This is a genomic window from Silicimonas lutimaris (assembly GCF_047314965.1).
Taxonomy (GTDB): domain Bacteria; phylum Pseudomonadota; class Alphaproteobacteria; order Rhodobacterales; family Rhodobacteraceae; genus JAVJUV01.
The window spans coordinates 156165-174643 of record NZ_JBLBVK010000057.1 but is presented as its reverse complement, the minus strand read 5'-3'; the positions used below and the strand labels follow the sequence as shown (position 1 = coordinate 174643).

The 18479-nt window shown below is 59.7% G+C and carries 20 protein-coding genes; 11 read left to right on the top strand and 9 right to left on the bottom strand.

Features of this window, described 5'->3' with window-relative positions; translation table 11 throughout:
- Positions 1 to 90: 90 nt before the first annotated feature.
- Positions 91 to 750 (top strand): thiamine diphosphokinase, encoded by a 660-nt coding sequence (locus ACKLNI_RS19390; protein WP_413720748.1) that lies wholly within the window; start codon positions 91 to 93, stop codon positions 748 to 750.
- Here ACKLNI_RS19390 and ACKLNI_RS19385 read toward each other — a convergent pair.
- Positions 701 to 1630 carry a DMT family transporter gene (locus ACKLNI_RS19385; protein ID WP_413720747.1) on the bottom strand — a complete coding sequence of 310 codons (930 nt, stop codon included), beginning with the start codon at positions 1628 to 1630 and terminating at the stop codon, positions 701 to 703. The genes ACKLNI_RS19390 and ACKLNI_RS19385 overlap by 50 nt on opposite strands.
- 183 nt (positions 1631 to 1813) lie before the next feature.
- Here ACKLNI_RS19385 and ACKLNI_RS19380 point away from each other — a divergent pair, with 183 nt between their 5' ends.
- Positions 1814 to 3193, top strand: coding sequence for an aminotransferase family protein (locus tag ACKLNI_RS19380; RefSeq protein WP_413720746.1), 1380 nt, complete (start codon positions 1814 to 1816; stop codon positions 3191 to 3193).
- A gap of 489 nt (positions 3194 to 3682) precedes the next feature.
- Here the strand turns inward: ACKLNI_RS19380 and ACKLNI_RS19375 are convergent, their stop codons facing one another.
- Positions 3683 to 4861 carry a lytic murein transglycosylase gene (locus tag ACKLNI_RS19375; protein ID WP_413720745.1) on the bottom strand — a complete coding sequence of 393 codons (1179 nt, stop codon included), beginning with the start codon at positions 4859 to 4861 and terminating at the stop codon, positions 3683 to 3685.
- A 185-nt stretch (positions 4862 to 5046) separates the two neighbouring features.
- On the opposite strand from ACKLNI_RS19375, the gene ACKLNI_RS19370 reads away from it, so the two are divergent.
- Entirely contained in the window at positions 5047 to 5406 is a 360-nt protein-coding gene (locus ACKLNI_RS19370; RefSeq protein WP_413720744.1) for a response regulator, read from the top strand.
- On the opposite strand, the gene ACKLNI_RS19365 is transcribed toward ACKLNI_RS19370, so the two are convergent.
- Entirely contained in the window at positions 5403 to 6392 is a 990-nt protein-coding gene (locus tag ACKLNI_RS19365) for a glutathione S-transferase family protein (protein WP_413720743.1), read from the bottom strand. The two genes, ACKLNI_RS19370 and ACKLNI_RS19365, sit on opposite strands and share 4 nt — an antisense overlap.
- Before the next feature lie 164 nt (positions 6393 to 6556).
- On the opposite strand from ACKLNI_RS19365, the gene ACKLNI_RS19360 reads away from it, so the two are divergent.
- From ACKLNI_RS19360 to ACKLNI_RS19350, 3 genes are all read left to right on the top strand, one after another.
- Positions 6557 to 6979 carry a hypothetical protein gene (locus ACKLNI_RS19360; protein ID WP_413720742.1) on the top strand — a complete coding sequence of 141 codons (423 nt, stop codon included), beginning with the start codon at positions 6557 to 6559 and terminating at the stop codon, positions 6977 to 6979.
- A 164-nt stretch (positions 6980 to 7143) separates the two neighbouring features.
- Positions 7144 to 8070 (top strand): VOC family protein, encoded by a 927-nt coding sequence (locus tag ACKLNI_RS19355; protein WP_413720741.1) that lies wholly within the window; start codon positions 7144 to 7146, stop codon positions 8068 to 8070.
- A complete protein-coding gene (locus tag ACKLNI_RS19350; protein ID WP_413720740.1) occupies positions 8067 to 8660 on the top strand; it encodes an alpha/beta hydrolase in 594 nt (197 codons plus the stop codon). The genes ACKLNI_RS19355 and ACKLNI_RS19350 overlap by 4 nt, the downstream gene beginning before the upstream one ends.
- Positions 8661 to 8712: 52 nt before the next feature.
- Here ACKLNI_RS19350 and ACKLNI_RS19345 read toward each other — a convergent pair whose 3' ends face one another.
- Complete coding sequence (locus tag ACKLNI_RS19345) at positions 8713 to 9360, bottom strand: RluA family pseudouridine synthase (protein ID WP_413720739.1); 648 nt, start codon at positions 9358 to 9360, stop codon at positions 8713 to 8715.
- 73 nt (positions 9361 to 9433) lie between these two features.
- The gene (locus ACKLNI_RS19340; RefSeq protein WP_413720738.1) at positions 9434 to 9895 is read right to left on the bottom strand and encodes a GAF domain-containing protein; all 462 of its coding nucleotides are present in this window, start codon (positions 9893 to 9895) and stop codon (positions 9434 to 9436) included.
- 165 nt (positions 9896 to 10060) lie between these two features.
- On the opposite strand from ACKLNI_RS19340, the gene ACKLNI_RS19335 reads away from it, so the two are divergent.
- The 3 genes from ACKLNI_RS19335 (at position 10061) to ACKLNI_RS19325 (ending at position 12820) form a co-directional block, all read left to right on the top strand.
- The gene (locus ACKLNI_RS19335) at positions 10061 to 10408 is read left to right on the top strand and encodes an STAS domain-containing protein (protein WP_413720737.1); all 348 of its coding nucleotides are present in this window, start codon (positions 10061 to 10063) and stop codon (positions 10406 to 10408) included.
- Positions 10398 to 10889, top strand: a complete 492-nt coding sequence (locus ACKLNI_RS19330) for an ATP-binding protein (RefSeq protein ID WP_413720736.1) — start codon at positions 10398 to 10400, stop codon at positions 10887 to 10889. The genes ACKLNI_RS19335 and ACKLNI_RS19330 overlap by 11 nt, the downstream gene beginning before the upstream one ends.
- Before the next feature lie 344 nt (positions 10890 to 11233).
- Positions 11234 to 12820 carry a gamma-glutamyltransferase family protein gene (locus tag ACKLNI_RS19325; protein ID WP_413720735.1) on the top strand — a complete coding sequence of 529 codons (1587 nt, stop codon included), beginning with the start codon at positions 11234 to 11236 and terminating at the stop codon, positions 12818 to 12820.
- 29 nt (positions 12821 to 12849) lie between these two features.
- On the opposite strand, the gene hspQ is transcribed toward ACKLNI_RS19325, so the two are convergent.
- Entirely contained in the window at positions 12850 to 13176 is a 327-nt protein-coding gene (gene hspQ / locus ACKLNI_RS19320; protein WP_413720734.1) for a heat shock protein HspQ, read from the bottom strand.
- Between the two features lie 178 nt (positions 13177 to 13354).
- On the opposite strand from hspQ, the gene ACKLNI_RS19315 reads away from it, so the two are divergent.
- The gene (locus tag ACKLNI_RS19315; protein WP_413720733.1) at positions 13355 to 13939 is read left to right on the top strand and encodes a transglycosylase SLT domain-containing protein; all 585 of its coding nucleotides are present in this window, start codon (positions 13355 to 13357) and stop codon (positions 13937 to 13939) included.
- Here ACKLNI_RS19315 and ACKLNI_RS19310 read toward each other — a convergent pair.
- Both ACKLNI_RS19310 and ACKLNI_RS19305 read right to left on the bottom strand, forming a co-directional pair.
- Positions 13936 to 14538, bottom strand: a complete 603-nt coding sequence (locus ACKLNI_RS19310; protein ID WP_413720732.1) for a LolA family protein — start codon at positions 14536 to 14538, stop codon at positions 13936 to 13938. The two genes, ACKLNI_RS19315 and ACKLNI_RS19310, sit on opposite strands and share 4 nt — an antisense overlap.
- 103 nt (positions 14539 to 14641) lie before the next feature.
- The gene (locus ACKLNI_RS19305) at positions 14642 to 14779 is read right to left on the bottom strand and encodes a hypothetical protein (RefSeq protein ID WP_413720731.1); all 138 of its coding nucleotides are present in this window, start codon (positions 14777 to 14779) and stop codon (positions 14642 to 14644) included.
- 37 nt (positions 14780 to 14816) lie between these two features.
- Between ACKLNI_RS19305 and ACKLNI_RS19300 the strand changes: the two genes are divergently transcribed.
- Positions 14817 to 15716: a GNAT family N-acetyltransferase gene (locus ACKLNI_RS19300; RefSeq protein ID WP_413720730.1), complete on the top strand. Its 900-nt coding sequence runs from the start codon at positions 14817 to 14819 to the stop codon at positions 15714 to 15716.
- Between the two features lie 7 nt (positions 15717 to 15723).
- Here the strand turns inward: ACKLNI_RS19300 and ACKLNI_RS19295 are convergent, their stop codons facing one another.
- Positions 15724 to 18465: a DNA translocase FtsK gene (locus tag ACKLNI_RS19295; protein ID WP_413720729.1), complete on the bottom strand. Its 2742-nt coding sequence runs from the start codon at positions 18463 to 18465 to the stop codon at positions 15724 to 15726.
- Positions 18466 to 18479 lie beyond the last annotated feature (14 nt).

Genomic DNA, 18479 nt, shown 5'->3' with positions numbered 1-18479 from the left:
GGTCGAAAATAGGAACAGACATGAGGAATTCACAAGAATTTTTCTGGTCATAAATATGGCGTCTGTTACGCCGGCGGGAGACAGTGGAGCATGCAGAGCGACAATGTTCAATCCTCTCAGGGGGTAACGCTGGTTGGCGCCGGTTTGCCTATGCGCGACGATATTGCCCAAGCTCTTAACATCGCACCAACGCTTGTCGCCGCCGATGGCGGCGCGAATTTCTGCCGGGATGCCGGATTTCTGCCCGCGGCCGTCATTGGCGATTTCGATTCGTTTGACGGCATCCACGCGGATGATTTTTCCGGGAGCCGTCTGATCCGGATCGCCGAGCAGGAAACCACCGACTTCGAAAAATGCCTTTCCCGCATAGTTGCGCCCTTCATCATAGCGACCGGGTTCACCGCGGGCCGCGTGGATCACACCATGGCGGTCTGGTCGGTCCTGGCTCGCCGGATCGGACCTCCGGTGCTGATCCTGGGGCAAAGCGACGTGGTGTTCGCCGCGCCAGAGAAACTTGAACTGAACCTTGAACCCGACACGCGCGTGTCGTTGTTCCCCATGGTCCCGATGACCGGGCGATCTTCCGGGCTTCACTGGCCGATCGACGGCCTGACCCTGTCTCCGATGGGTCGCGTCGGCATATCGAACCGGGTGACCGGGCCGGTCAGCATAGAATTCGATGCTCCCGGTTGCCTCGTGATCACGCCGCGGGAGGCGCTTGCCGCGGCGCTTGCCGCATTGATCGACTAACCGACTGTTCCCGATGGATAATGTATAGTCCGGCCGAGATGGTCACCGCAATTCCGGCCAGTGCGAGGCCATCGGGAAAATCACTGAAGATCAACCATCCGAGCAAAGTTGCCACGGGAATCTCAAGGTACTGCATCGGCGCCAGTGTCGTCGATGGCGCATAGCGCAACGACCATGTCATGAGAAGGTGACCGCCGGTTCCCAGCGCACCCATGATGAACAGAAGCAGCCATTCGCCTCCACTCGGCATGGCCAGTCCGAGACCCAGAATTGCCAGGGGCTCTGACAACAGAAGCACCGGAACAAGAATAGCCGACGCAATGACGCCGGAGACGACCTGCAATGCGATCGGATCGGTCCTCTTCGCGATCTGGCGCGTGACAAGCATGAAGAGAGAAAAGATCACTGCAACCCCAAGCGGCAGAACCGCAGGCCAGCCGACCTCGGCAAAGCTGGGCTGCATCACCATCAAAGTTCCGATGAAGCCGACGCAACAGGCCATGATCCGGCGATGCCCGACCTCCTCGCCCAGGACGAAGTACCCAAGAACCAGCATGATGAAGGGCATGACGAAGGCGATGGCGATGGCGTCGGCCAGCGGCAGATAGCGCAGCGACAGAAACATCATGCCGATGCCTGCCATGTGCAGTACGGCGCGGATCACGGTCAGGCGAAGAACCCTGTGCGGCATCCGCAGCGACAGTCGCATCCACCACACCAGCGGCAGGAGGAGGACAACCTGCAGCCCCATCCGAATCGCGACCAGTTGCGCGACGCCCATGTTGGCGCCAAGCAACTTGGCCAGCGCATCGGCCATCGGCGCGACAATGCAAAAACCGAGCATCAGCGCGATGCCAAGAACGGGACGGTCGGAAGACATGCCGACACACTAGAGCGAGAACCGCCCCCACGCGACGAAAAACGATCTGCCTTGCAAGCCTCAGCGTGGCCCGGCAAACTGGCGCTATATCATGCAATGCTCTGGCCCTACTGCCGGCATTGGCCTTTCGCCAGACTCTGCCAGTCACAAAGAGCAGCTTTCGCTGCCAATCGAGGTCCGATCATGAACGTCACCTATGCACCGAACGATCTCTCCGCCGTTGTCGAGGCCGACCGCGCCCACATCTGGCACCACCTGACTCAGCATAAGCCCTACGAGACCATCGATCCCCGCGTGATCGTGGAGGGCAAGGGAATGCGCGTCTGGGACGTGACCGGCAAGGAACACCTCGACGCCGTGTCGGGCGGCGTCTGGACGGTAAACGTCGGCTATGGCCGCGAGCGCATCGCCAATGCCATCCGGGACCAGCTGATCCAGCTCCCGTACTTTGCCGGCTCCGCCGGTTCGATCCCGGGCTCCCGTTTCGCCGAACGGCTTATCGAAAAGATGCCGGGAATGACCCGCGTGTATTACACGAACTCGGGAAGCGAAGCGAACGAGAAGGCCTTCAAGATGGTCCGCCAGATCGCGCACAAGCGTTATGGCGGAAAGAAGCACAAGATCCTGTTCCGCGAGCGCGACTATCACGGCACGACGATTGCCTGCCTGTCCGCGGGAGGTCAGCCGGAACGCAATGCCCAGTATGGCCCCTACACACCCGGTTTCGTCGAGGTGCCGCATTGCCTGGAGTACCGCGCGCAGGTCGAGACCGAGAACTATGGCGAATGGGCCGCGAACCAGATCGAAGAGGTCATCCTTCGTGAAGGCCCCGATACGGTTGGCGCACTTTGCCTTGAACCCGTGACCGCTGGCGGTGGCGTGATTACTCCGCCCAAGGGGTATTGGGACCGGGTTCAGGAAATCTGCAAGAAGTACGACATCCTGCTTCATATCGACGAAGTGGTCTGCGGTGTCGGCCGGACAGGCGCGTGGTTCGGATACCAGCAGTACGGGGTGAAGCCGGATTTCGTGACCATGGCGAAGGGCGTGGCCTCCGGCTATGCCGCGATCGCCTGCATGGTGACGACCGAGGAAGTCTTCCAGATGTTCAAGGACAACGCGGATGATCCGATGAACTACTTCCGGGACATCTCGACCTTCGGCGGATGCACCGCGGGACCTGCGGCCGCTATCGAGAACATGGCGATCATCGAGGAGGAAGGTCTGCTCGAGAACACCACCAACATGGGAGCGCGACTGATCGACAACCTGTTGGCGCTTCAGGAAAAGCACCGGGTGATCGGCGATGTGCGCGGCAAGGGTCTTTTCTGCGGCGCGGAACTGGTTGCCGACCGTGCGACCAAGGAACCCGCGAACGAGAAGAAAGTGCAGGCTGTCGTTGCCGACTGCATGGCGCAGGGTGTGATCATCGGGGCGACAAACCGGTCTCTCCCGGGAATGAACAACACACTGTGCTTCTCGCCGGCGCTGATTTCCAGCGCCGATGACATAGACGAGATCACAACCGCAGTGGATAAGGCCCTGACCAAGGTCTTTTCCTAGGATTGGGCCTGTTTCGCCGGAAAGGGTAATCCGCGAAACAAGTTAAAAGAGGGGCAAGGTGTTGGATAGGCGCCTTGCCCTTTCCATTTTGGAGGTCGTGCGGGCAGACTGCGCAAAGGCCATTTCACTTGCGCCGCTTTCCCGATCCGAAGTCCTGTATGGGCAGCCTATTCGCATTGACGTTTTGTGCCCGCCTTGCACTGACGACGGGAAAAGGTTTCCGCATTAGAACCAGAGTGTTGCAAGGAAATAAGGCGTCAATTCCTTGTAATGCGCCTGAATTCCACCCTATTTTGGTCACAATTGCTCTTGGGTGAGAGCGGTTTGGGTATTGGGTTTGGGGGTTTGCGATGAATGATTTCGTCGCGGTGTTCCTTGTATTGATCGCTTTGGCGGCCGCGGGAAATTTCGCGTCCGGCGGCGGCGCATTTCAACAAGGCTGCACTGGAAGCCAAGACAGTTGGGTAAGGGTCTGCCGTTAAGTCGGCTTTAGAGCCTGTTCAGCAACTCGGCGGTTGGCCACGCATCGGCGGGCAGGCCAAGTCTTTTCTGTTCCTTCTGAACGGCATCCCGGGTCTTGGAGCCAAGGATTCCGTCGACCCCTCCGACATCGTGACCCCGGTTGGCCAGCTTCTGTTGGAGCGCCTTCATCTGGGCCTCTCCCAGTGCGGGTGTAGGGTTGCCCGCATCGTAGACTTGCGCTCCCTCGAGACGCGTTGCGAAATAGGCGGCTGTGGTCACGTAAACGAAACTCTGGTTCCATTCGAAAAAGACATTGAAATTCGGATAGGCTAGGAAGGCGGGTCCGTTACGGCCTTGCGGCAACAGGATCGAAGCCTGCAGGCCCGCGCCTTGAAACTCGCCAGTCCGGGGCCTCACGCCCAAGCGAGACCAGTCCGAGACGGACCGCATGGTTGTTAGGCCTGTGAGTGACCAATCGAAATCGGAGGGCATCACAACCTCTTGCAGCCACGGCTCACCCTTGCGCCAGCCCAAAGACTGCAACATCTTGCCCCCGGACATCAGCGCGTCCGGCGGCGATGTCTTCAGGCTGACGTGTCCGTCTCCGTCACCGTCCACGCCATTGGTCAGTATGTCCTCGGGCAGCATCTGAACCATGCCGATTTCGCCGGCCCATGCTCCTGTCGTGCGCGCCGGATCAATATCGCCCCGTTCGAACAGTTCCAGCGCCGCAAAAACCTGGGGCCGAAACAGCTCCGGTCGGCGGCAGTCATGGGCCAGAGTGACCAGCGCGTTGACCGTGTTGAAGTCGCCCTGCACGGCGCCGTAGTCCGTCTCGAAAGCCCAGAATGCCAGCAGAACACCGCGGGACACGCCGTAGTCCCGCTCGATCCGGTCGAAAACGGCATCCCACTTCTGAGCGTTCCGCTGCCCGGCCTGAACACGGTTCTGGCTGATCAGGCGACGGGAGAAATCGATGAACGGCATCTGGAAGATGCCCTGGGCACGGTCGGCCCTGATCACCTTGGGATCCTGCTGTGCGGAAGCGAAGAACCGGTCGACGGTCGCCGCGGAATGCCCCTTCGCCCGCGCCTCGGATTTCATGTCCCCGATGAATTCGCCAAACGAACCGCCGCAGGGAGTCTGGGCCATGCCCATCGAGGCTGAAAAAAGGCATAATGAAACGGCAAGGTTAACAATGCGCATTTGGCACCTCGGCAAATGTATTTGCGCGACCCTAACAGGGCAGCACTTTCCGGCAAGTGTATCGGTAAGATTTTGCCGAATTGGTTTACCAAAAACACAGCTCCGTTAACCAAGCGTTAATACTTTGGACCGAATAGTGGTCGCACGGGGGCGGAGACGGTCAAACCTGACCGGAGGGTCTGAAAATGATACTGATAGTCGCCGGGAATCCGGACCTTGCCGGTATTTGGGCAAGGCATCTGCAACGGCAGAATCAAGCTGTGGCCGTGATGGATTCAGCCCAGGGTGCGGTCGATTTTCTGCGCAACAACGCAGTGGATGTCATCGTTCTGGACTTGATGCTCGAAAAGACTGGAGCGTTCTCCGTGGCCGACTACGCGAGCTATCGGCAGCCGTTTACCAAGATCGTTTTCGTCACTCGGCAAAGCTTCTTTTCAGACGGCTCACTCTTCCGACACATTCCAAACACTGCCGCCATCATCCAGGAAGACGCTCCGCCAAGCGATCTGGCGGAAATCGTCGCTTACCACGGGCGTGTTTGCTAGGCCGCCTTCAGCGCGTCCCTTCCATGCGGCTCGATCCAGTTCAGACTTGGATTGATCGGCAGAATTCTGAACGGATTTATGCTCTCGTGACTGTAGTGGTAGTGCCTGACGATATGATCAAAATGGGTTGTCTCTGCCACGCCCGGCCACTGGTAGAGTTCCCGCGCATAAGCCCATAGTGAGGGCATTTCACGCAGGAAGTTGCGATTGCACTTGAAATGCGTGTGATAGACGGGATCGAAACGGAACAAAGTCACGGCAAGCCGCCAATCCGCCTCGGTGATCCGGTCGCCCATCAGGAACCGCTTTCGCGAAAGCCTGTCTTCCAGCCAGTCCATCGTCTCGAAAAGCTCTCCCACGGCCTCGTCATAGGCCTGCTGGCTGCGGGCAAATCCGGTTCTGTAGACACCATTGTTCAGGGTATCGTAGATGCGTGAGTTCACTTTCTCGATCTCGTCGCGCATCTCTGTCGGCCAGAAGTCCAGCCTGTTGCCGGTCAGGCCGTCGAAGGCCGAGTTGAACATGCGGATGATCTCGGAAGATTCGTTGGAAACGATCGTCTCCCGCTTCTTGTCCCAGAGGATCGGCACGGTGACGCTGCCAGAGACTGTCGGTTCTGCCCTGAGATAGATTTCCCGAAGATGTCGGGAGCCATAGAGATCATCGCCGGTGGCACCGGGAAAATCCGTTTCAAAGGTCCAACCTTCGTCCAGCATATCCGGATGGACAGCAGACACCGATATCAGATTCTCAAGACCCTTGAGTTTCCTGAAGATCAGGGTCCGATGCGCCCAGGGACAGGCATACGAGACGTAAAGGTGATATCTTCCCGCTTCGGCCTGAAAACCGCCCTCGCCGGACGGACCCGGCGCGCCATCGGATGTGATCCAGTTCCTGAACGTCGTGGTGGTCCGCACGAAGCGACCCGACGAATCTCCTCCTCCGACAGGACGCTTCTGCCATACGCCATCAACCAGTTTTCCCACGACACTCTCCTTTGCTGCTTTCTGAAGATAGGGGGCCTGCCGGGAAAGTCATTGCGACCCGCCGCACAGGGTCTGTGCAAACGGTCGCCGCTTTCCTGATTGTTTTCTCACACCGGACAATTCCCTTACCGCGTGCAGCTTCGATGCAGCATTCGGAAAAATTCATGAACAATCTCAAAGGAATGCTTGACGAAACATCGATTCGGGAATTGCCTTGGCGCCGGGGGTATCGCGTTATGTCTGAATTTCTGCCTAAAGAAGTGCGCGAAGGGCTGGAAAATGCCCGTAAGCAATCACTGAAAAAACGAAGCCGCCTGCGCGTGAAAGTGGGCGGACACGATTTCACCATTCTCCGGTATTGGGACGAGGGTTTCTCGCTCGACATCGAAGATGCGCCGCATCTGCGCGGTCTGGTCGATGTCTACGATGGGGCGCGTCACGTATCGCAATGCCTGATCGTCGCGTCGGAAGAAGACGGCACGGAGATGGTGTACGAATTCAAGCGCGAAACGGCGGCACACGACCAGGTGCCGCTCGATTACGAGCGTGACGCGAATGCGCCGATCGCGCTGATCGAAAAGCGCTAGGATTGAGTTGGCGGCGAACAGATTTCGCCGCGACAACAACTCAATGAGGACGCGCTGACGCGATCTCATGTGCGAAAACGCGCGAAGCCTATGCGCAAACAGAGGTTTCTATACCCATATTGAACACTAACTTCCGGCCTATCGAGGATATCGGGAGATATGTGATGCTCAACCAGATCAAGGGCCTTCACCACGTCACGTCGCTGGCGTCGTCAGCCAAACGAAACAACGCTTTCTTCACGGAGGCGCTTGGACTGAGACGCGTGAAGAAGACGGTCAACTTCGACGCTCCCGACGTCTATCACCTGTATTACGGCGACGAGACCGGCTCGCCTGGATCGGTCATGACGTATTTTCCCTTTCCTAACGCAGGCCGGGGGCGTCCCGGAACGGGCGAGGTCGGCACGACATCGTTCTCGGTGCCGAAGGGTTCGCTCAAGGCATGGGCCGACCGGTTGAGCCAGCGAGGCACGCCGGATCTTCGTCAGGATACGCGTTTTGGACAAGACCGCCTGCTCTTCACCGGCCCTGATGGCGACGCCTTTGCTCTGGTCGAGAGCGAAGATGAACGCGAACCGTGGACCGGGAATGGCGTGTCCGAAGATATGGCCATACGGGGATTTCATTCCGCCGACATGCGCCTGCGCGATGCGGGCGCTTCAGCCGAGCTCCTGAAGTTCATGGGGTATGAAGAGATCGACCGGGAGGACAACGTGACGAGATTCGCAGTGCCCGAAGGCAATGATGCGAACATCATCGACATCGAGACCCTGCCCGGCGTCGGCTTCGCCGCACAAGGCGCCGGATCGGTGCATCATATCGCCTTCGCCGTCGAAAATAGGGCACGGCAGCTTGAGGTTCGGGAAGCACTTCTGGACACCGGCTATCAGGTTACGCCCGTCATCGACCGGGACTATTTCTGGGCGATCTACTTCCGCACGCCCGGCGGCGTCCTGTTCGAAGTAGCCACAAACGAACCCGGCTTCGACACCGACGAGGATACTGCGCATCTGGGTGAGAGCCTGAAGCTGCCATCGCAGCACGCGCATCTTCGCGACCGGCTGGAAAGATACCTGGAGCCCATCGAATGAGTTATGTTGCGGCGCGAACCGAGGGAACGGGCAACGGTACCCTGGTCTTCACCTTTCATGGCACGGGAGGGAACGAGCATCAGTTCCATGACCTCGCGAGCCAGTTGTTGCCCGGTGCGGCAGTGGTGTCACCGCGCGGGGATGTCCGCGAGGCCGGCATGAACCGGTACTTTCGCCGGACCGGCGAGGGTATCTACGACATGGATGATCTCTGGTCGCGAACGAACGCGCTGGCCGCGTTTCTGGCCGAAGAGCGATCCAAGGCTGATGCTTTGCGCGTTGTGGGTTTGGGATACTCCAACGGGGCCAACATTCTGGCCGCGATTGCAATGTCGCATCCCGAGATTGTCGACGAGATCGTGCTGATGCACCCGCTCATCCCGTGGACACCACAGCCCCAGCCGGGACTGGCGGACAAGAGGGTTCTGATCACCGCAGGTCGTCGTGACCCGATCTGCCCGGCCCCGATGACCGAGGCTCTGGCCGACTATCTCAGGCAACAGGACACTTCGTTGACGCTGCACTGGCACGAGGGCGGACACGAACTGCGCCCGGAGGAACTGGGCGCGATGCAGGCGTTTCTGGGGTAGTACTTCGGAGGCACACCTTGCAGGACGCCCGTTGAAACGCATTTCGGACGGTTCAGAACGGCACCTTGGCAGAAAAGGTCATCCCGATCCCACCGTCCGGATGCCGGAGGCGGATACCCTCTGAATGAAGCATCAGGCGGGGGTACTCCCGGGCGGGTCCCTCCGAGTAGAAGGGATCGCCCAGAATGGGGTGGCCGATTTCCTTCATGTGCACCCGGAGTTGGTGCGAGCGGCCTGTCTTGGGATAGAGACGCACGCGGGTCTCTTCCTCCGTGGCACGCATGACGCGCCAATCCGTGACGGCCGGTCGCCCGTTTTGCAGATCGACCATCTGACGCGGCCGGTTCGGCCAGTCGACGATCAACGGCAGATCGACGGTTCCCGTCTTTTCTTCGATGCGGCCCCAGACACGCGCCACGTAGGTCTTCTTGATCTGCCGCTTCTCGAACTGCAGCCCCAGATGCCGTTGCGCATGCGGCGTCAGCGCGAAGACCATGATGCCCGAAGTGTCACGGTCCAGGCGATGCACCAGAAGCGCCTCGGGGAACGCCGCCTGTATTCGCGACAAAAGACAGTCGGCCAGATGATCTCCCTTGCCTGGAACCGAGAGAAGCCCATGGGGCTTGTTTACCAGCAAAATTTCGTGGTCCGCGTGGATCACGTCGAGGGGAAGATCAGGGGGATTGTAGGCATCGCTCACGATTGGCCGCTCCCCTTTTCATGGCCTGCGGTCGTGCCGGCGCGATGCGCACTGCGGGGTTGGCACACCCGCATCAGACGCCCTCTCGTTCGAATACGCTTGCGAGGATTTCAGCGATGGCTGCCGCATCCGTCTCTGTGAACGCATCGGGCAGATCGCTGTCGATATCGAATACGGCGACGAGCCTGCCGCTGGCATCGTGCACCGGCAGGACAAGCTCGGACCGCGTTGAGCTTGAACAGGCGATATGGCCGGGGAATGCCTCGACATCGGGTACCAGTTGGACCTGTCCCGTGCGCGCCGCCGCGCCGCATACGCCCTTGTCGAAGGGAATTGTCAGACAGCCGTGGCCGCCCTGATAGGGGCCGATCTTCAACAGTTCGGGCGCAACCACCCTATAGAAACCCGTCCAGTCGAAGCGCTCGTCGGAGTGATGCACCTCGCAGGCAACGGTCGCCATGAGTGCGACCGGATCGGTTTCGCCTTCAGTAAGCGCCCTGATCCGCTGGCCGAGTTCTTGATAGGAAATGTTCATCGTCGCCTCTTGCTCCGCACAGGATACGTTTCCACCAGCCCGGAGGGAAAAGCGCAAGAGGCTCGGGATGTAGCCAATCCGAGATGTTCGGAAGCAAGACCGCTTACAGATTGGTAACACGTTGCCATTAGCGTTCCCGCGAAAGCTTTCGCTAGGAGAACGTGCATGCAAATGACCGCGTCAGAGGTTGGAAATACACTTGTCGTCGTCGTCGAAGACCGAAGAATCGACGCCGCGGTGGCCGTCAGGTTCAAGGACAAGATGCTGGAGTTGACCGAAACCCCCCAACGACGCGTCGTCCTCGATCTGAGCAGGGTCGAGTTTCTGGACTCAAGCGGTCTGGGCGCGGTCGTGGGTTCGATGAAGCAGCTTGGCCGGAACCGCCACCTCGATCTTGCCGGGTTGACACCGACAGTGGACAAGGTCTTCCGCATCACCCGAATGGACCGCGTGTTTCGCATTTATGCATCGGTCGAGGCGGCCATACAGGACTCGGCCGCAGATGCCCAATGAGACCGCAGTCGACAAAAGCACGGGCGAGACCCCGGGACGTTTGCCGCACGGCCTTGTGTCGCAAATGTCGTTCAAGGCCACTTTCCGATGGGTAAGACGCGCCATTCACGAGGCAATGGACGCGCTCGAGGCATATGATCTGACAGCCGAAGAGATGGGGTCGGTGGAAATCGTTCTGGCCGAAGCCCTGAACAACATCGTGGAACACGCTTATCCTCAGGATCAACCCGGCGAGATCACGATGTCGCTGCGCCTTCGCCAGACGGGCCTGTTGGTTGAGATCAGCGACCGCGGAAAGCCAATGCCCCACGGTCGCGCACCCCTTGGCAACCATCCCATGGCCGAGTTCGGCGAAGATCCGATGCCGGAAGGTGGATACGGGTGGTACCTGATACGGGAACTGGTGCAGGACCTCGTCTATGACCGGCGCGACGGCCAAAACATTCTGATCTTCCGACTGACCATCCGCGGCGGTGTGTGATCCCTCAGGAGCGGGTCATCTACCGGGGCGCAAGGCAGTTCGCACCGCCACGCCTATTGCCAAAACCAAGACAATGCTCTCGGTTCAGAGATGATTGCTTCAGTTCAGAAAACAGTGACGAAAAATGGCCGCAAATGGGCCGTGATGCGGCCTCGGACCGGTGTCATCCAAGAACGGTAGCTGTCAAGCTTCCCTCGGCATCGCGCTTATTATCAGCCCCCACCCAGCGCGCGATGCCGGGGCATAACTCCCCGGAAATCCACAACTGTGCGCATGACAATCTGACCGATTGCCTTCGCTGTATCCGGCGCTAGTCTCCAGCCCGATCTGGAGGACATACCAACATGCGCGATTTGCACTTTCCGGGGCGATCCCCGGTTCTGGCGTCCAACGGGATGGTCGCCACATCTCACCCGCTTGCCGCTTCCGAAGCATTGTCCGTCCTGCGGGATGGCGGCAACGCGGCTGACGCCGCTATCGCCGGTGCGGTGATCCTTGGCGTCTGCGAACCGCAGATGACGGGGCTTGGTGGCGACTGTTTCGCCTTGGTCAAACCCGCTGGAAGCGAAGAAGTCGTGGCCTTGAACGGATCGGGACGCGCACCCGCCGGGCTTTCGCCGGACGCCCTGCGCGCGGAAGGGCTCGAGAAGATCCTTCCCGGTCATCCTGCTTCGATCACTGTACCGGGTGCAGTGGATGCACTGTGCGCGCTGTCGGAGCGTTACGGCAAAGCGGGACTGGAGCGTTCGCTGGCGCCGGCGATCCGTCTTTTCGACGAGGGCGTGCCTATCGCGCCGCGGGTCGCCTTCGATATCGCCGACCATGGCCCGGCCATGAACGACGACGCCCGCCGCCATTACCTGAACAACGGGCAGCCATATCGAATTGGCGACCGGCTACGGCTTTCCGGCCAGGCAGAGGTTCTGCGCCGCGTCGCAAAGAACGGGCGGGATGCGTTCTATACCGGAGAAGTCGCGGAGGACATGCTGTCAGCTCTTGCCGCGATCGGCGGCACCCACAATGCCGATGATTTCGCCGGCACGAAGTCCAGCTGGCATACACCCATTGCTGGCCCCTATCGCGGACACGACCTGATCGAGCACCCGCCCAATGGACAGGGAGCCACCGCAATTCTGATTGCAGGAATTCTGTCGCAGTTCGATGTCGCCGCGATGGATCCGTTCGGTCCTGAGCGTCTGCACCTGCACTCGGAAGCGACGAAGCTGGCCTATGACGCGCGCAATCGTTTCCTGGCCGATGCGGACCACGTGACCCGACTCGAACACATGCTGGCGCCGGAGACCGCCCGACGCCTCGCGGCGCTCATCGATCCGTCCCGCGCCATGGCAGCCCCCGCCCCGCTGACCGAGGATGTCCACAAGGACACGATCCTGATCACCGTCGTCGATCGCCAAGGCATGGCGGTCAGCCTGATCTACTCGATCTTCGCGACGTTCGGCGCCGGCATCGCCAGCCCGAAATTCGGCATCCTGTTCCACAATCGGGGTTCAGGTTTCAACCTGACAGCCGGCCACGCGAACGAAGCCGGACCGCGCAAACGCCCCATGCATACGATCATCCCGGCCATGCGCGCCACGGACGGTCAGATCGACATGTCGTTTGGTGTCATGGGCGGCCAATACCAAGCGGCAGGACATGCCTATGTGCTGTCGAACCTTGCCGATTTCGGCATGGACCTGCAGGAGGCCCTCGATGCCCCGCGTGTCTTCGCTGATCCGATCAGCGGATTGCTTAAGGTGGAACGCGGTGTACCCGAGAGTACCCGCCAGGCACTTGCCGATATGGGACATTCCGTGGAGGTGCCCAAAGAGCCCATCGGCGGCGCACAGGCAATCCTGATCGACCGCGCGCGCGGCTTTCTTGTGGGTGCGTCCGATCCACGAAAGGACGGCCTCGCGATCGGTCTGTAAAACTGCCCGCCCTTTCGGGGCGGGCGCACTCAGTTCAGCTGAACCTGCAACGGATAATGGCCGTCGTCGAAATCGCCAAAGAACTCGGGCAGATCGGGATGATCCACCGGCTGCCCGGAATAATCCGCGACAAGATTCTGCTCCGAGACATAGGCCACGTAGTAGCTTTGATCGTTCTCTGCCAGCAGATGGTAGAATGGCTGATCCTTGTCCGGACGGCTTTCTTCCGGAATGGCCTGATACCACTCTTCCGTGTTTGAAAACATGGCGTCGACATCGAAAACAACACCGCGGAACGGATGCTTCCGGTGGCGCACAACCTGACCCAAGGCGTATTTCGCGCGCGTTTTGAACATAACAGTACCCCCAACCGTTTTTTAAGATGACGTGCCCGCCATGTCGACAACGGATGCAGGAAATCCGGGAAACAAACTGTGACGGACAGCCTGACAGTGGGTGCTTTGCCGAGACGACTTTTACACGGCTCCTAATTTTGATAAGCTAACACAAAATTCGAAAAGAGGCGACAGAGGTATGAGCAGACCCGTCCGCGCCCTGATTCTGATGTTGTTTGTCGCAGCTTGCGGCAGCAGCAACTATTCGGCGCCTCGAAATCTGGATAACGCCTGTTCCATCGTCGAGCAGCGTCCGCACTATTTACGTGCCATGAAGCGGGCTGAGCGCCGCTGGGGCGTTCCGGTAGCTGTCCAGATGGCCACGATCTATCAGGAGTCGAAATTCGTCGGCAACGCACGCACACCTGTGAAGTATACGCTGGGGATCATCCCAATGGGGCGCCAATCCTCGGCTTACGGGTACAGCCAGGCGTTGGATGGAACTTGGGATGACTACAAGAAGGACCACGGCGGCTGGGGCGCACGGCGCGACAGCATCGACGATGCCACGGATTTCATGGGATGGTACTTCAAGAAAACCGAGGAGGACCTCGGAATTTCACTGGCGGACGCGAAACACCAGTATCTTGCCTATCATGAAGGACGTACGGGCTATCGCCGGGGCAGCCATTTTCAGAAATCATGGCTGTTGCGCGTCTCGGATGAAGTTGCAGACCGCGCCATTCTTTACGACGCGCAACTGCGTTCTTGCGGGATGGTCTAGCCGCCCCGCTGGCCTTCTTCGTAGCTGATGTTGAAAAGGGTCGACGGCAAGTCACGACCCAAGGCGAGCTGTCCCAGGATCACGGTGGTTGTCGCCCCCTGACCGTCACGGATCACCCATTGCCGAAGTTCGATCGGATCGGCCGTGAACTTGAGCTGAATCGTACCATATTCCGGGTTCCTTGGGTCTTGTGCGGTGACTACGGTCGCCGTGCCGTCGAAGTCGTGGCCGACGACCATGTCTCTCTGCGCAAGGTTCACATTTCTCTCAAGAATAAGGTTCAGAGGTGTGCGCGAAAGGGGATAGCGCTCGGCCTTCTGGACGTTCGACTTCCCGTCGAAAATACCGACCTGCCCGGCGCCCGCCATGACGAGCAATTCCTCCGGTGGATTGTATTCGAACCGCATACGGCCTGGGCGCTTGATATAAAGCGTGCCGGTCGAAAGCGAGCCATCGTCATTCACCTGGGTAAACTCGGTCGTCGCGGTCTGGATGCCGTTCAAATAGTTGGAAATGGCGTTCAGAGACAACTTATCCGCAAGCGCTGGGGTCGCCGCAAGCGAGGCCGCGGCTGCGGCGATGAATGTTCTGCGATCCATGGGTATGGGCCCTTTTTATCTGCTCAGGTCCGATATAGGGGGAGCATGATCGGGACGCCAGCGTTAGGCGATATCATCGGCGTGTCATGGCCTGCCAAAAGGGTCAGATCGCCAGGTCCAGAACAGTGCAGAGCAGAACGATGGGCAAGCAGACAAGGCAGGCCAGCTTTGTCCATGCACGTGCGGTGATGCGCGCCGGCGGCGCATATACACCCATCACGATCTTCGAACGGCTAGACATACCGGGATTAACTTCGCCTTAGGTAAAGGGGGGGTTAATGAGGCCCGTGAAGCTCCGGATCGATGACACAACCCAAGCAAGATGGCAGGCTCTGACCGAGACCGCCAAACTTCCCCTGCAGCAAAGCTGGAACTACGGCGCCGCCGTCGACGCCGCCGGGGGGCAAGCGTTACGAATCGAAGTTCGCGAGAAGGACCGGACCATCGCCTTGGCTCAGGGCGTGTACCGGCGCCTTGGTTGGCCCGTTACGTTGATAACCCGGGGGCCAGTATGGATCGGCAATCCTGATGTCACCGAAAGAATGACTGCTCTCCGAACCCTGCGCAAAGGCCTCAAAGGTCTTGTGCTTATGACACCGGATGTCGCGGCATCCGATGCCTTGCGGCGCGCAGGCTTCGCGGATGTCATGACACCGTCTACGATGGCCTGTCTGACGCTGAATTCCGATTTGCGGAAAAACCTGAATGGCAAATGGCGAAACCGGCTGGTGCGAGCCGAGACCCAAAACCTCGTTTTGGAGCGCCTCGATATCAGCATCCGAGACCTGCGCTGGCTGCTCGAGGCCGATGCAAGACAGCCGCGCCTGAAAGGATACCGTGCGATGCCTGATACCTTTACCAAAGCCTGGCTCCGGCGCGACCCCCGGTCAGCCCTTGCCATCGCAGCTTCCCGGAACACAGAACGGCTGGCCGCCATGCTGTTCCTGCGCCACGGGACCACGGCGACCTATCACATCGGGTGGTCGAGTGAGGACGGCCGAAAAGTTTCGGCGCACAACCTGCTCCTTTGGAAGGCGGCTCAACAGTTGGCGGCAGAAGGTGTCGCCACCCTCGATCTGGGGCTGATCGACACCGTGAACGCACCTGGCCTTGCGCGGTTCAAGCTGGGCACTGGCGCCAGGCCCGTCCGAACCGGAGGAACCTGGCTAGGCTGGTAAGTTCGCTCTATGCCTGCTCCGGCACCAGAATCTCGCGCTTCCCGACATGGTTCGCAGGGCTGACAAGCCCGTTCTCCTCCATCTGTTCCACCAGACGCGCAGCCTTGTTGTAACCAATGGCCAGCTTGCGCTGAATGTAGGAAGTGGAGCACTTGCGATCCTTGATCACGATGGCGACGGCTTGATCGTAAAGCGCGTCTTCTCCATCCGTGTTGCCACCCGTCAGACCAAGCACTGCATCGATATCGCTGGCACTGTCGTCATCGGGGCCTTCGATCACACCCGAGACATATTCGGGCGATCCGAAACTCTTGAGGTGATTCACGACTTCCTCTACCTCTTCGTCGGAAACGAAAGGCCCGTGAACACGGGTAATCTTCGCTCCGCCAGCCATATAGAGCATGTCGCCCTGACCCAGAAGCTGTTCGGCGCCCATTTCGCCCAGGATCGTTCGGCTGTCGATCTTGGAGGTCACCTGGAACGAGATGCGGGTCGGGAAGTTGGCCTTGATGGTGCCGGTGATCACGTCGACCGAGGGCCGCTGCGTTGCCATGATCAGGTGAATACCCGACGCACGCGCCATCTGGGCGAGGCGTTGAATGCAGGCTTCGATCTCCTTGCCCGCGACCATCATGAGGTCCGCCATTTCGTCGACGATGACGACGATGAAGGGCAGGATTTCCGGCTCGAAGCTCTCGGTTTCGAAAACAGGTTCACCCGTCTCGTCGTCAAAGCCGGTCTGAACCGTGCGACTGAACAATTCGCCCTTCTTCAGTGCTTCGCGAACGCGGCCGTTGTAGCCCTCGATGTTGCGAACGCCCATCTTGGACATCTTGCGATACCGCTCTTCCATTTCGGCTACGACCCATTTCAGGGCCACGACCGCCTTCTTCGGATCCGTCACAACCGGCGAGAGCAGATGCGGGATGCCATCATAGACGGACAGTTCCAGCATCTTCGGGTCGATCATGATCAGCCGGCATTCCTCGGGTGTCAGCTTGTAAAGAAGCGACAGGATCATCGTGTTGATCGCCACCGACTTGCCCGAACCCGTCGTACCAGCGATGAGAAGGTGAGGCATCTTGGCAAGGTTTGCGACCACCGGATCACCACCGATGTTCTTGCCAAGCGCCAGCGGCAGGCGCTGATTGCCATCGCCGTAGTCGCGTGCCGAAAGAATTTCGCGCAGAACCACTTTCTCGCGGTTTTCGTTGGGCAGTTCGATACCGATCACAGAGCGCCCCGGGACGGTCGAAACACGTGCAGACAGTGCCGACATCGACCGCGCGATATCGTCGGCGAGGCCGATCACCCGGCTTGCCTTCAGGCCAGGGGCAGGCTCCAGTTCGTACATCGTGACGACCGGGCCGGGACGAACGCTGACGATCTCTCCCTTGACGCCATAGTCATCGAGAACGCTTTCCAGCATCCGGGCATTCTCTTCCAGCGCCTCGTCGGAGAGGTGATGACGTTCGATGCTACCAGGATCCGCCAAGAGAGAAAGAGCCGGGATTTCGAATTGCGATCTCTCGTCGAACAGCGAGGGCTGCGCTTCGGCGCGTGCGCGCTTCGACGGCGCGGCCTTGCGGGTGCTGTGCTGCACCACGGCTTTCGGCTCTGGTGTGGCAATCCGGCTGGAGTGAAAACCTTCGGCCTGCGGCTGCCTTGCGCGCACCAGCTCGGGCTCGGGCATCACGAACTGTTCGTCCAACGCACGCAGTTCAGCCAGTTCGTCTTCCTCGTCCAGAACTTCGATGGGAGAGATCACGCCGATTCCCGAGGTGACGGGAGGCTCCGCCCGAACATGTCCTTCGGGGCGCCGCACACGGCTCTTTACGGCGTCCGCGATCCGCGCGCTGATCCGATCGGTATCATTGTGGTGCTCCTCGACAACTTCCGGTGTCTTCCGCTTCAGAAGAGACGGCATCAGCTGAAGCAACCCGTTCTTCTGGCCGGTTGCCGACGCATCCCGCAAAGAACGAGTAGCCCTCAGCACGGCCTCGTTCACCCGACCCGGTTCCACTTCCGGCAGTCTTTCTTCCACTTCGCGCCGCTCGGCGGCGCGAGCGCGCGCATTGCGTGCCATTTGGACACTGCTCACTGCACCGCGCCCGGCAAGCGTGATCAGCGTGTGATAGATCAGGATAAGTCCGCCCAGCAGATAGCGGAGATAGGCCCAGATTTCATCGCGGTTGAAGCCGAGCACGAATGCACCCATGGCAACCGCACCCAATGCCAGGGCAAGTGAAAGAACCTTAAGCCCCAGGCCCGGCGCAACGGGAAGAATACCCAGAACGGCCCCAAGCACGGTATCGCCGAACAGACCGCCAAGACCGAATGAATGGCTCCAGTCCGGACCAGGGACATGCGTCGAGGCAAAAACCGACACCAGTGCAATGCCGATTGGCGCGAAAATCAGCCGACCAAGGGCGCGTTCTTCTCCGAAATGCGTCACGAACCGCAGACCCCACGCCGCCATGACCAGAGCAATGGCCCATGCGCCGTAACCGGCGATGACATACAGGGGAGAAGCGATCGCCGCTCCGAGGGGACCAAGGAGATTTTTTGCCGGAGTTTCGGTCGCCGACATCCAGTTCGGGTCATCCGGCGAGTAGGAGCCCAGCATCAGAGCCATCAGGACCGCCAGTCCAAGGAGGACAATTCCGAACAGCTCCTTGCCTCGGCGCTCGATGATCGCCTGGGTGTCACTATCGAAAAGTGGGTCGCGGTGTCTTGCCTGATACGCCATTGCCTGTCTCGTCC

What these genes read in the sequence shown, in the direction of transcription:
- ACKLNI_RS19390 (WP_413720748.1), top strand. Translation starts at nt 91, where the DNA reads ATGCAGAGCGACAATGTTCAATCCTCTCAGGGGGTAACGCTGGTTGGC.
- ACKLNI_RS19385 (WP_413720747.1), bottom strand. Translation starts at nt 1,630, where the DNA reads ATGTCTTCCGACCGTCCCGTTCTTGGCATCGCGCTGATGCTCGGTTTT.
- ACKLNI_RS19380 (WP_413720746.1), top strand. Translation starts at nt 1,814, where the DNA reads ATGAACGTCACCTATGCACCGAACGATCTCTCCGCCGTTGTCGAGGCC.
- ACKLNI_RS19375 (WP_413720745.1), bottom strand. Translation starts at nt 4,861, where the DNA reads ATGCGCATTGTTAACCTTGCCGTTTCATTATGCCTTTTTTCAGCCTCG.
- ACKLNI_RS19370 (WP_413720744.1), top strand. Translation starts at nt 5,047, where the DNA reads ATGATACTGATAGTCGCCGGGAATCCGGACCTTGCCGGTATTTGGGCA.
- ACKLNI_RS19360 (WP_413720742.1), top strand. Translation starts at nt 6,557, where the DNA reads ATGAACAATCTCAAAGGAATGCTTGACGAAACATCGATTCGGGAATTG.
- ACKLNI_RS19355 (WP_413720741.1), top strand. Translation starts at nt 7,144, where the DNA reads ATGCTCAACCAGATCAAGGGCCTTCACCACGTCACGTCGCTGGCGTCG.
- ACKLNI_RS19350 (WP_413720740.1), top strand. Translation starts at nt 8,067, where the DNA reads ATGAGTTATGTTGCGGCGCGAACCGAGGGAACGGGCAACGGTACCCTG.
- ACKLNI_RS19340 (WP_413720738.1), bottom strand. Translation starts at nt 9,895, where the DNA reads ATGAACATTTCCTATCAAGAACTCGGCCAGCGGATCAGGGCGCTTACT.
- ACKLNI_RS19335 (WP_413720737.1), top strand. Translation starts at nt 10,061, where the DNA reads ATGCAAATGACCGCGTCAGAGGTTGGAAATACACTTGTCGTCGTCGTC.
- ACKLNI_RS19330 (WP_413720736.1), top strand. Translation starts at nt 10,398, where the DNA reads ATGCCCAATGAGACCGCAGTCGACAAAAGCACGGGCGAGACCCCGGGA.
- ACKLNI_RS19325 (WP_413720735.1), top strand. Translation starts at nt 11,234, where the DNA reads ATGCGCGATTTGCACTTTCCGGGGCGATCCCCGGTTCTGGCGTCCAAC.
- hspQ (WP_413720734.1), bottom strand. Translation starts at nt 13,176, where the DNA reads ATGTTCAAAACGCGCGCGAAATACGCCTTGGGTCAGGTTGTGCGCCAC.
- ACKLNI_RS19315 (WP_413720733.1), top strand. Translation starts at nt 13,355, where the DNA reads ATGAGCAGACCCGTCCGCGCCCTGATTCTGATGTTGTTTGTCGCAGCT.
- ACKLNI_RS19310 (WP_413720732.1), bottom strand. Translation starts at nt 14,538, where the DNA reads ATGGATCGCAGAACATTCATCGCCGCAGCCGCGGCCTCGCTTGCGGCG.
- ACKLNI_RS19305 (WP_413720731.1), bottom strand. Translation starts at nt 14,779, where the DNA reads ATGTCTAGCCGTTCGAAGATCGTGATGGGTGTATATGCGCCGCCGGCG.
- ACKLNI_RS19300 (WP_413720730.1), top strand. Translation starts at nt 14,817, where the DNA reads ATGAGGCCCGTGAAGCTCCGGATCGATGACACAACCCAAGCAAGATGG.
- ACKLNI_RS19295 (WP_413720729.1), bottom strand. Translation starts at nt 18,465, where the DNA reads ATGGCGTATCAGGCAAGACACCGCGACCCACTTTTCGATAGTGACACC.